The 11610-nt window shown below is 53.3% G+C and carries 8 protein-coding genes; 3 read left to right on the top strand and 5 right to left on the bottom strand.

What is annotated here, in order from left to right:
• Window positions 1–5: 5 nt before the first annotated feature.
• The 3 genes from Pelsub_RS11610 to Pelsub_RS11600 all read left to right on the top strand — a co-directional run bounded on the left by Pelsub_RS11610 (window position 6) and on the right by Pelsub_RS11600 (window position 5888).
• A complete protein-coding gene (locus tag Pelsub_RS11610) occupies window positions 6–2159 on the top strand; it encodes a hypothetical protein (protein WP_126440522.1) in 2154 nt (717 codons plus the stop codon).
• Window positions 2160–2225: 66 nt separating this feature from the next.
• Window positions 2226–5024, top strand: coding sequence for a helicase C-terminal domain-containing protein (locus Pelsub_RS11605; protein ID WP_116223576.1), 2799 nt, complete (start codon window positions 2226–2228; stop codon window positions 5022–5024).
• A 27-nt stretch (window positions 5025–5051) separates the two neighbouring features.
• On the top strand, window positions 5052–5888 hold the full coding sequence (locus tag Pelsub_RS11600; RefSeq protein ID WP_116223577.1) for an MBL fold metallo-hydrolase: 837 nt from the start codon (window positions 5052–5054) through the stop codon (window positions 5886–5888).
• A gap of 9 nt (window positions 5889–5897) precedes the next feature.
• Here Pelsub_RS11600 and Pelsub_RS11595 read toward each other — a convergent pair whose 3' ends face one another.
• The 5 genes from Pelsub_RS11595 to Pelsub_RS11575 are packed head-to-tail and all read right to left on the bottom strand — an operon-like array spanning window position 5898 to window position 11606.
• Entirely contained in the window at window positions 5898–7625 is a 1728-nt protein-coding gene (locus Pelsub_RS11595; protein WP_116223578.1) for an aldehyde ferredoxin oxidoreductase C-terminal domain-containing protein, read from the bottom strand.
• Between the two features lie 4 nt (window positions 7626–7629).
• Window positions 7630–9117 (bottom strand): sodium:solute symporter family protein, encoded by a 1488-nt coding sequence (locus Pelsub_RS11590; protein WP_116223579.1) that lies wholly within the window; start codon window positions 9115–9117, stop codon window positions 7630–7632.
• A gap of 24 nt (window positions 9118–9141) precedes the next feature.
• Window positions 9142–9795 carry a class II aldolase/adducin family protein gene (locus tag Pelsub_RS11585; RefSeq protein ID WP_116223580.1) on the bottom strand — a complete coding sequence of 218 codons (654 nt, stop codon included), beginning with the start codon at window positions 9793–9795 and terminating at the stop codon, window positions 9142–9144.
• 31 nt (window positions 9796–9826) lie between these two features.
• Window positions 9827–10567 carry a GntR family transcriptional regulator gene (locus Pelsub_RS11580; protein ID WP_116223581.1) on the bottom strand — a complete coding sequence of 247 codons (741 nt, stop codon included), beginning with the start codon at window positions 10565–10567 and terminating at the stop codon, window positions 9827–9829.
• Window positions 10568–10589: 22 nt separating this feature from the next.
• A complete protein-coding gene (locus tag Pelsub_RS11575) occupies window positions 10590–11606 on the bottom strand; it encodes an NAD(P)-dependent oxidoreductase (protein WP_116223582.1) in 1017 nt (338 codons plus the stop codon).
• Window positions 11607–11610: the final 4 nt, after the last annotated feature.

Here is an 11610-nt window from a genome sequence, read left to right as displayed (position 1 = left end):
AGCTCATGAATCCTATTGTTAAATTCCTCAGGCGGATATTCCCTGATATTAAATCCACTTTGGGCAGCGCCGTAATTGGCCTTAGTATTTCAGCTGCCATTTACCTGGGCAGTTTGCAGCGTCATTTTTTCAGCAAACGTTATGCGATTTACGCATTACTAATCGCGCTTGCGGCCACTATCCTGGCAGCCTGGCTGCGACAGCGTTGGCTGTCCCACAGATACCATAACCTTCCGCGCGCAATACGGATCACGGTGGTGGTTTTCTCGGTTATTCTCAGCTTGGTATTGTTGGCAAACATTCAAATCCAACCGGTATATTACCTGCTGCCGGATACAACTATGGAAGTCCGCATTCCCATTGGAACCATTCCGGATGGGGAAGAGAGCGTGCGTTTGTTGTGGGTGGAGACCGGGCAGGGTTACGTTTACTACCAAAATATGCACTTTGAAGGCCAATGGGAGCGGGTCGAAAAGAATATCGTTTTTCCGCCCAACCAGGAAGTGCGATTCACCTGGACCGGAAAAGTTGGTTCGACACCGCAGATTGCCTTCCGCATGACGCATTACGACCAGCCGGTTTTCATATCCTGGAATGGGGAGGGAAAAGAATATAACCTCAACCAGCCCAAGGAACCGAATATTCTGATTGACAGCCACCTGGACATTCCCCTGATCTACAAGATGCCATTTATCCTGGCTTTCAGCATCAGCGCCGGATTTGTGTTATTTGCCCTGCTTATCCTGCTGGGCACCTGGCAGCCGGCAAAGCGTCAGGGCAAGGCGTACGCACGGGGCGCATGGTTGTGGTATATGCTGCCGATGGTGCTGTTGTGGGGTTTCACGCTGCTGGTATTCTGGCCCGGCATCATGAGCGGCGATTCCATCACGCTTTGGAACCAGAACCTGGTAGGTGAGTATTCCGATTGGCAGTCGGCTTTTTACGCGCTGGTATTGGCCGGGCTGATGAAAATCTGGTATTCCCCGGCTCTCATTACGATTCTGCAAATTTTGTCATTCTCATTCCTGGTGGCCTGGGGATTAAAAGCTTTGCAGGAGGAAGGCGTTTCAAGGATTATCCTGTGGGGCATCAGTCTCCTGTTCGCACTTTCTCCCATCAATAACCTGTATGCCACCACCCTTTGGCGGGATATCCCTTACGCTTTGGCTGTCATGTGGTTGACGGTCATCGCGGTGAAGGTCTATCTCAGCCAGGGCAAATGGGTTGAAGGCTGGGGCTGGGTGTGGCTGGGCGTTTCGGGTTTTTTCATTGCCATCCTGCGCCAAAATGGCATCCCGGTGGCTTTCTCTCTCCTGGTTTTGCTGCCGATTTTCTATAGTAAATATCGCAAACAGTTATCGAGAAGCTTGCTACTGTGTTTGGCGTTTTTCTTATTAATGAAAGGGCCGGTATATTCCTGGTTGAATGTAGATCGCAGCAAGAGCGGCCAATCCAACCTGATTCTGCTGCATCACATCGCCGCGCACCTGGACGCAGATACAGCGCTCAAGGCAGATGAGGAAGAATATCTGAATAGCTTCCTGTCCATCCCGGATTGGAAATATTATTGCTGCTACGTTGGTACAATTTCCTACGATAATGATTTTGAACGCGATCGCTTTTTGGCCAGCAGTTCGGAAAACCGCAAGCTGGCGCTGGATTTATTCTTGCGCGACCCACTGGTGGATGTACAGCACACCGTCTGTTCGGGTGAGCTGACCTGGCGTTTCAACGATAACCAATGTTACATGAAATCCACACATGGTTTCAATTCCTGGGTTCCGGGAGAGGTCAGCTGGATCGTGCCCAACGACGCGGGCTTGAAGGAAGACTCCAGGTTCCCCACGTTGGTGACGCCTTATGTGGACGCGCTGCGTATCTTTGGCTTTCGGGATGATTTTCTGGTAGTCTATCTGCGGCCGGCTTTGTACCTTTATCTGGCAATGTTCTTTATCATGGTGGAAATTATCCGCAGGAAGGATTTTCGGGTGGCCCTGGTCGTCCTGCCGCTTATTATTCAATCCGCCATTTTGTTCCTGGTCAGTTATGCTCCGGCCATCCGCTATCAGTACAGTAATTATTTGGTTGGGCTTTATCTTCTGGGAATCCTGTTTCTGCCGGCTGATGATGCGCAAAAAGACGCTTTGAATGAAAAATGACTATTTAATAGTGAAAAATTTTGCTAAAAAAGACTGGAGAAAATCCTGTCTGGTATAATCCCTGCAATGTTTCCCATCGTCGCGCTTGATTTAGAAACCACCGGTCTTGACCCTTTTCGAGATGCCATTCTTGAGATTGGGGCTGTCAAGTTCGATGAAAATGGAATTATTGATCGCTGGCAATCCCTGATCAACCCACAGCGGTTGGTTCCCCCTCCCATTACTCAACTGACCGGCATTTCGAATGAGATGGTGCGCGACGCACCGCCCATTAAGGCGGTCATCCAGGACTTCGCCGATTTTGTAGGCGACCTGCCGGTTATCGGGCATAATGTCCAATTCGATCTGGCGTTCCTGAAAATACAACATGCGTTTGACCGTAATCCGGTCAACGATACTTTTGAAATTGCCGCAGTGCTGCTGCCCAGCGCGCCGCGATACAGCTTGAGCGCATTGGTGGATACGCTGGAAGTATCCAACCTGCAGCCGCACCGCGCCCAGGAAGACGCCGAAGCGACCATGGCGGTTTTCTTGCGCTTGATTGAGAAGGCTCGCGCGCTGCCGACGCATCTTCTGGCAGAGATTGTACAGGATTCGCAGAGCATCGACTGGGATGCACGCTGGTTTTTCACCCAAATATTGAGGATGCGCTCTCAAGACGGTGTGCAGGCACGCGAGGCGAAGCAACGCGATTACGGCGTACTGTTCACGGAACCTTCCGAACTGCTCACTCCGGCTTTGAAACCCAACCCGGTATTTGAACCGTTGGACGCGGATGAAACGACTGCCATTCTCAGCCCGGGCGGACCGTTTTCCAAAATCATGGAGAATTTCGAAAGCCGCAACGAACAATTGGAAATGCTGCAAGCCATTACCAACGCGCTCTCCAACAGCCAGCACCTAATGGTAGAGGCAGGCACGGGCATCGGCAAATCCTTCGCTTATCTGGTTCCGGCGGCTTTATGGTCGACACGCAACAATGCGCGGGTGGTCATTTCCACCAACACGCTTAATTTGCAGGACCAATTAATTAATAAAGATATCCCCGACCTGAAAAAAGCCCTCGATATTGATTTGCGCGTAGGGGTTTTAAAAGGCCGGGTGAATTACCTGTGCCCACGCCGCTTGGAAGCGCTGCGCCACCGAAGACCGCGCGACGCCAGTGAGCTGCGCCTGTTAGCCAAGATTTTGGTCTGGCTGGAACAAGGCGGCAGCGGGCAGCTCAACGAAATTAACCTGACCGGGCCGGTGGAAAATGAAGCCTGGCGGCGGCTTTCGGCGCAGGATGAAGCCTGTACGGCGGAAGTGTGCATGAACCGCATGGGGGGAATCTGCCCCTATTTCCGCGCGCGCCAGGCGGCCCTCAGCGCCCATATCATTATTGTCAACCACGCCCTGCTCCTTTCCGATGTGGTTGCCAACAATCGGGTTTTACCTGAATATAAATATCTGATCGTCGATGAGGCGCACCATCTGGAAGACGCCTCCACCGGCGCGCTAAGTTACCGCGTGACCCAGGGCGATATCGAGCGGTTGTTTGAAGAATTGGGCGGTACCAATAACGGCACTTTGGGTCAATTGTTAACCGCTTTATCCAACCTGCTCAAACCCTCGGAATATTCAGCGGTTCAACGCGTGGTCGAAAAAGCCACCGACCTGATTTACCGGTCGCAATCCCGTTTCAAAGATTTCTTTGCGGCGATTGAGACTTTCCTGGAACAGGAACGGGATGGCGGGGAAGTGGGTGATTACGGCCAGCAGGTGCGGATTATCGATTCCACCCAGCATCAACCCGTCTGGGACGATGTGATGATCAGTTGGGATGAAGTGGCCCAACCCATGGATACGCTGCAAAGGATGCTGAACTCTCTGGTAAGCAGTTTGTCGGATGAGGAAGGCACCAACAGCGAGCAGGTGGAAAACCTGATGAGCGAACTGCTTTCCATTGCACACACGCTTCAGGAAATGCACGAGAAAATTTCCGCCATGGTTTCCGAACTGGATAGCAATACCATCTATTGGATCAATCTGGATGCTAAATATAACCGGCTGTCATTGAACTTTGCACCTCTCGAAATTGGGCCATTGATGGAAGAATACCTGTGGCATACCAAAGAGTGTGTGGTGATCACATCGGCCACATTAACAGCCAACAATAATTTTGACTATATTCGGGCGCGGCTGAATGCGGACGAAGCGGATGAACTTATTCTGGGTTCGCCTTTTGATTATGAGAACTCGGCGCTGCTGTTTATCCCGACGGACATGCCCGAACCGATGGATTATACAAATTACCAACGCTCCATCGAGCGCGCCATTTTACGCACAGCGCGCGCGACCGGCGGGCGCATGCTGGTATTATTTACTTCGTATAGGCAATTGAAGGCAACGTCGCATGTGGTTTCGCCGCTTCTGGCTAAAGATGGCATCCAGGTTTACGAGCAGGGAGAGGGAGCTTCAACCAGTGCGCTGCTGGATTCTTTCCGCACCAGCGATCACGCTGTCTTATTGGGGACGCGCTCTTTTTGGGAGGGTGTGGACGTTCCCGGGGATGCGCTTTCCATTTTATTGATCATCAAATTGCCCTTTGACGTACCCAGCGACCCGGTGATTGCCGCACGCGCGGAAACATTTGAAAACGCGTTCAGCGAATATACCTTGCCGGAAGCCATTCTGCGTTTCCGCCAGGGATTTGGCCGGTTGATTCGCACACAGTCTGACCGTGGGGTAGTGGGGATATTGGATAGACGCGTGCGCACCAAACAATACGGCGCGTTATTTATCAAATCGCTGCCCAATTGCTATATGGTCGACGGTTCGATTGAGAATCTGCCAGACGAAGCTACCCGCTGGCTGAATATTTAACTTGAGGCTGAAAAAACAGGAGGGAAAATGCGCCTGACTGTACTGGTAGACAATAACACTTTCATCGATCAATACCTGATTGGAGAACCGGCCGTCTCTTATTACATCGAGGCGGAGGGCAAAATGATTCTGTTTGATGCCGGTTACTCGGACGTGTTCCTGTTGAACGCTGCCAAGCTGGGCATCGATTTGACCCGCCTGGACATGCTGGTGCTCTCGCACGGCCACCCGGACCACAGTTGGGGGCTGGCGCACCTGTTGCGCCTGTATTCCGAAGCGCGCTCTAGCGGGCGCATGGAGCATAAACCGTGGCTGATTGCCCACCCGCAGGTCTTCGCGCAGCGTTCCTATCGAGGTGATCCGCAAATCGGTTCGCTGCTGCAGCCGCTGGATCTGGCGCCTTTCTTCGACATCCAACTGAGCAAAGATCCGGTAAAGCTGACTGACAATCTGACCTTTTTGGGTGAGATCGAACGCGGGAATGATTTCGAAGCGCAGGAAAGCCTGGGCGAATTGCAGGTTGATGGGCGAGAATCACCCGATTGGGTGCTGGACGATTCCGCTTTGGCATATCGAGCAGATGATGGGCTGGTGATTATCACAGGCTGCTCACATGCCGGCATCTGCAACATCGTTGAACAGGCGCGGCGCGTCAGCGGGCAGGAAAAAGTATTGGACATCATCGGGGGATTCCATTTGTTGAACCCTTCAGCATTACAGCTAAATGGCACGGTTGACTATCTGGCGCAATTAAAACCGGCGCAAGTGCATGCCTGCCACTGCACCGACCTGCGCTCCAAGTTCCAGATCGCGCAGGTTGTTGACCTGCAAGAGGTTGGGTCAGGTTTGGTGCTTGAGGTCTAGAGCGAACAGCTAAAAATCATTAATCTGGTGAATTTTCTGTAATTCTTCTTCATCCACATCGAATACGTTGTTGTTAGGCAGCAGCGGTTCACTGCGGAAGAAGGCCGGCACGTCGTTGCGGGCATCCAATCCAGCCAAGCGGTTGAATTCCAACTCCATATCCAGCACTTTCCGGGATATCCGGAAGAGATCTTCCTGATCCCATGGTTCCGCGTACATGGCGTTCAGCACATCCAGGACGAGCGAGAAATCATCGAAGATGGGCGGCTTGGTAAACCAGCACAATCCCAGGTAATCGAACATGGTCGCGAATAATTGAACGTATCGGGACAGCTCGACCTGGTGGTTAGGTAAATTGCATTCGAGCGCCAGGCCATTGGGCAGTTTGGTACCCGGCAGCACATTGCCGGCCGTGTGGTCGGCTCCCATGGGGGAGCTGGCATAGGTCACGCCGGTGCCTTTGATGGTGCGCGGGTCGTAGGCGGCCATAGCCTGGCCTCGCACGGTGGGTACGCGCGTGATCCCCAGCGTTCTCCCGGTCTCGTCCGCGCCTTCCGCGATCATTTTACCTGTTTCTGTGCCCCGGGCGATCTCATTCATCAATTCTAGGGCGCCTTCGGCATCACCGAAAGGAAGCAAGCCGGCTTCCATGGCCACGCCGATGGCTGCGCCGGTTTCGATGGTGTCTATCCCCAGCGAATCGCACAGCCGGTTCAACTTGCAGATGGTGTCCAGGTCACTGATGCCGCAGTTCGAGCCGAGCAGCACCATAGTCTCGTATTCCAACGCCCGGTTGAGCTCTTCCCCGTTTGCGGCCGGAATAACGTTGGAGCAGCGCACCACACAGCCAGGCATGCAGGCATGTGTCGGTTTGCCGCCCCTTTCCACGATCAGGTTGTAGAGCGCTTCCGCGTTCATGCGGTCGGCTTGCTCAAAGCTGCCAAGGCTGTAATTGTGCGTAGGCAGTCCGCCCAACGCTTGCATAGAATCGACGATGATAGCGGTTCCAAATTGGGGCAGGTATTTGCTAGTGGTCGGATGGTTGATCAAGGCTGCGGCAAAGCGTTTGTTGGCTTCTTTGAGTTCCTGCGGATTTTTCGCAATATTATTTTTTGCGCGTGCGGGGCAAAAGACGATGGCTTTCAGCTGTTTGGCCCCCATAACGCTGCCCAATCCGCCGCGAGCCGCGTGCCGGGCGGGCACGCCGTCTATATCCGTGATGCCGATGCAGGCGGATTTGTATAGCCGCTCGCCGGCCGGTCCAATGGAAAGGATGGCCGCTTTTTCGCTATAAAGAGACTGCAAAATGGCGGTCGTTTCGAAAATGTCTTTTCCGACCAAAGTGCCTGCGGATAGGATTTGAAGGCCATCCTCGGAAACCAGAACGTACACCCATTCAGGAGAAATTCCACGCACCGTCATGGCACGAATACCCAGGGTACTCATGGCGTAACTTGCCAGACCACCGGAATTGGCTTCTTTGATGCCGCCGGTTAACGGGCTTTTGGCGCCGATGGAGATCCGGTAGGAAGAGGATGCACCGCTGCCGGCCATTAGGCCGGTCGCAATCACCAGGATATTCTCGCCGCTGAAAGGGTCGCAATCAAAGACCTTCTGTTCGTACAGGCTGCGTGAGGTAAAGGCTCTTCCACCCCACCTGACCCAATCCGGGTCCAGATCCCGCGTCTGATAGGCACGTTTATTTAAGTCAACCACGATTGTACGAAGGTTCTCCATCCGCTTACTCCTGGAAGATCTCAGTCTCTTGCGCCTGATTTTCCACCGCGACCAAGCGCGCGTTTTTACCGGGCACGAATCTTTGCAGCAACTGGTCGGCGCCCATGACCAGCACAGGGATCAGAAAGGCTACGTAGATGTTCGGGATGCCGAAAGGATTATTAAAAATCAGCGCCCAGGCCAGTGAAACAGGCACCCCCATGGCAATGCTGAAGAACGCGGCCAGGTCGGACGACCGCTTCGAGTGCAAACCGAAGATCAGTACGATTGTGTTGGGAATGGTGCAGGGGAACGCTGTGGAAAAGACGAAAGGCATAATATTTTCAATTCCGAAGGTGGATACGTACCAGGCGCAGATCGCGCTGATGCTGATTATCGAAAGTGGATAGATCGATTTTTGCTGCCTTTCAGAAAGACTGAATATTTTACCCAGCATATCCTCAACGAAAATATGCGCAAATGAGATTGCCAGTGGCGAAAATGTGGAGATAACCGCGGCCAGGATTGCGGAGAGGAATATGCCTGCAATGACCGGATTGACTTCGCTGACGGCGTACCCGATGGCGGAGTAGATCGGCATTTCAGTAATGCGTGGACCCAGGTAGGCTGCTGTGAGGATGCTAACAGAACAGGCGATGAACGGTGGGATGGCCGAAAGGATGCCCCCCAGCCAGAAGGCTTTCCTGGCGTCCTTCTCGCTGCGGCAGGAAGCCGCCAGGTTGGATACTGTGGAGATGCCGCCCAAGCGGGTCGTCTTGGCCAGGAAGATCTGCCCGACCACACCCCAGCCCATGCCGATCGGCGACAGCCACATGCGGAAATCAGTATTATCGCTTGCGATCTTGGGCAGGACAGTCGGCATGATCTGAATGGCTGTGTCCCAGCCGCCCACCACTTTACTCATTGCGATATAGACCAACCCGAAAGCGATCACCATGGTGACGCTGTGGATCATGTTGGTGACGGATGCGCCCAGGATGCCTGAAAACGCCACCGTTCCAACGCAGGTGATCAAACTGATCCAAACGGCTATATACATGGGCATGGCCGGCGCGATGGACTTGAGGATGGTTGCCAGGGTATAAAGCTCGACGACGATCACGAAGACGGAGTAGACCAGCAGGCTCGCCAGGCTGGCGAGCCGGGTCCTTTCGCTGAAGCGCTTGCCAATCAGGCTGGGCAGGGTGATCCCTTTCATACGGTAATAAGGACCCGCAAACAGGATGCCAGTGATCCACCAACCCAAGCCCATGGAGATCGGGAACCAAATCAGGTAGGTAAATCCAAATTTGATTGTGTCCCCGGCAACGCCGTAGGTGGACACACCGCCCAGAGTAAACCCGGCCAGGTACGTGGCGGCAAGGAACGGCGAGATCTTTGAAACGACGAAATCCTTGGCTGTGTTAACTTTCCTCGTTTGAATGAAACCCAATAAAGTCGTTAAAAACAGGTATAACCCAACAATAAGAAAAATGATAATTTGAGATGTCATGGTGATCCAGAATGAAAAGAAAGTCTACTTGCTTTCCTTCGGCTTCTGGTAACGGCTCAGAATCTCCTGCACCTGTTCGTCCGTCAAGGCTTGCGGTGTGCGGCCGGTCTGCAGTGCCAGGTGGTAAACCTCGGCGCCGATTTCCGTTTTGTAGGCATTCTGATAGGCGTCGTCTAAATTCTTGCCGACTGCCACCATGCCGTGGTTCTTCATCAGCAGGGATTTCAAACGCGGGCGGTCCGCGAAGAATTTTGCGGCTTCCTGGCCGACTTCCGGCAGGCCGGGGCAGACGTATTTCATGACCGGCACGGGGCCGCCCACGGAGATCAATTCAACGCACACCAGCGGCAGTTCCATATCCACCGTTGAAAAGGCGATGCTGTACACCGAGTGGGTGTGCACCACGGCGTTGATGTCGTCGCGGCTCTTATAAATGTCCAAATGGAGCGCTTTTTCGGAAGAAGGTTTTTTGTCGCCCTCCACGATGTTCCCGTCGCTGTCGATAATGACGATATCCCGTGGGTCCATGTTCTTGTACAGGATGGCGGAAGGAGTGATGACGAAATTGCCGTCCGGCAGGCGCTGGCTGACGTTGCCCGCGGAAAGGCGGATCAGTTGGATATCCACTAATGCAAGGGTAGTATCAAAAACTTGTTGGCGATATTCTGAGATTTCCATTATTACATCCTTTTCGATAACGTTATTTTTCTTACCTTCTAAGACTGAGATTGATGGTATAGCGGTCGGCACGGCACCAGGCTACCGCGTGTTCCAGTGGAACATTATTCTTGGTGAACGAAATTCTTTCGGTATACAGGATCGCTGTTCCGACTTCGATATCCAGATATTCTGCGATCTCTGAAGAGGCACTGCGGGCTTCCACCAGTTGTTTGCCCCATTCCACGGGCACGTCGTTCTTGTTGTACAACTCGTAAAGCGAGTCGCGGCTCAGGTTGGCGTTTGCGATCCACGGGCACAGGTGCTGCGAAATATGCAAGCTGTGCAGCGCGACGATGTCGTTGTTCTCGACGTAGCGCATGCGCAGGACGTGAAAGAGCGGGCTACCCACCGGGACCATCAACTTTTCCGCGTAATACTCGGAGGCGGTTACCTCTTCGATCTTGAGCAATTTGGAAGAGGGGTTCCAGCCGCGTGCCTTCATGTCCTCGTAAAAACCGGTCAGACGGGAATAGTCGCGCTCCAAACGCTTGGATGCCACAATGGTGCCGGTGCCCTGCTTGCGGATCAGCAATCCATCCGAGACCAGATCGTCGATGGCGCTGCGCACCGTCATGCGGCTAACGCTGAACATTTCTGCCAGCTCGGTTTCGGCCGGCAGGAAAGCGCCCACCTCCAACTCATTTTTCTTGATCTTTTCCCGGATCTTTTCGCGGATCTGCACGTACAGCGGCACACCTTTCAGATCGCTTTTGTTTAGTTCATCGAACACTTACTCCTCCCATCTTGAGCCTTTAAGCTTTGGATTGGCTCATTTTTTGTCTGGATTTCTCAATCGCCAATGGATTGATTATATTACTCGGATTTTCACCATTCAGGAAGCGCAGCAGGGAAGTTACACCAATCTCACATTGGTGTGCGACGACATCCAGCGTGGCGCCGCCGATGTGCGGCGTGCAGATCACGTTGGGAATGTTGAACAGGGGATAATCCGTATCCAGCGGTTCGCTATGATAAACGTCCAGCGCCGCGCCGGCGATCTTGCCTTGTTGGAGGAACTCGATCAGTTCGTTCTCAACGAAGACCGCTGCGCGGGAAGTGTTGATCAAATAAGCTTCCGGTTTCATCAACTCCAATTCATTTTTACCGTACATGTCGCGGGTATTCTCGTTCAGGGGTACGTGCAGCGAGACAAAATCGGATTGGCTGAAGACTTCTTCCTGGCTGACCAACTCGACGCCGAATTGAGCGGCTTCTTCTTTGCTGACGAAGGGATCGTAGCCGATGACCCTGGCTTTGAAGCCCTGCAGGCGGTTGGCGACCAGCCTGCCGATGGCGCCCAGGCCGATCAGGCCGACCACTTTACCGGGTAGGTCGTAACCCTGATGGTTGGTGTACATCCAGTAGCGGCCGTTCTTGGCCCACAAGCCTTCGTGCAGGGCGTCCATGGCGGGGATCACCTTGCGGGCGGCCATGATCATGAAAGCGATGGTCAGGTCGGCCACCGCGTCGGCGTTGCGGCCGGGCGTGTTCATGATGACGATGCCCAATTCGGTGGCCAGGTCGATATTAATGTTGATGACCGTGCCGCGGAAGTCGGCGATCACGAATAGGTCTTTGGCGGCGCGCAAAGTATCGTCGCTGATCATATCCGATTCGGTGATGATGACCTGGCTGTCCTTGGCCCGTTCCAGGAAATCCTTCGGTTCGAGCAAGCCTTCCTGCGACCAGTCGTAGAAATCCACGTCCAGGTGCTTCTTTAATTCTTCCAACCAATAATCGCTGATGCGTGATGAAATAAATGTCTTCATAGAA

Origin of the sequence: Pelolinea submarina (assembly GCF_003966975.1) — a bacterium.
Taxonomy (GTDB): domain Bacteria; phylum Chloroflexota; class Anaerolineae; order Anaerolineales; family Anaerolineaceae; genus Pelolinea; species Pelolinea submarina.
The sequence above is the reverse complement of the archived record's forward strand: the minus strand, read 5'-3'. Positions and strand labels throughout refer to the sequence as shown.

What these genes read in the sequence shown, in the direction of transcription:
- Pelsub_RS11595 (WP_116223578.1), bottom strand. Translation starts at nt 7,625, where the DNA reads ATGGAGAACCTTCGTACAATCGTGGTTGACTTAAATAAACGTGCCTAT.
- Pelsub_RS11590 (WP_116223579.1), bottom strand. Translation starts at nt 9,117, where the DNA reads ATGACATCTCAAATTATCATTTTTCTTATTGTTGGGTTATACCTGTTT.
- Pelsub_RS11605 (WP_116223576.1), top strand. Translation starts at nt 2,226, where the DNA reads ATGTTTCCCATCGTCGCGCTTGATTTAGAAACCACCGGTCTTGACCCT.
- Pelsub_RS11575 (WP_116223582.1), bottom strand. Translation starts at nt 11,606, where the DNA reads ATGAAGACATTTATTTCATCACGCATCAGCGATTATTGGTTGGAAGAA.
- Pelsub_RS11610 (WP_126440522.1), top strand. Translation starts at nt 6, where the DNA reads ATGAATCCTATTGTTAAATTCCTCAGGCGGATATTCCCTGATATTAAA.
- Pelsub_RS11585 (WP_116223580.1), bottom strand. Translation starts at nt 9,795, where the DNA reads ATGGAAATCTCAGAATATCGCCAACAAGTTTTTGATACTACCCTTGCA.
- Pelsub_RS11600 (WP_116223577.1), top strand. Translation starts at nt 5,052, where the DNA reads ATGCGCCTGACTGTACTGGTAGACAATAACACTTTCATCGATCAATAC.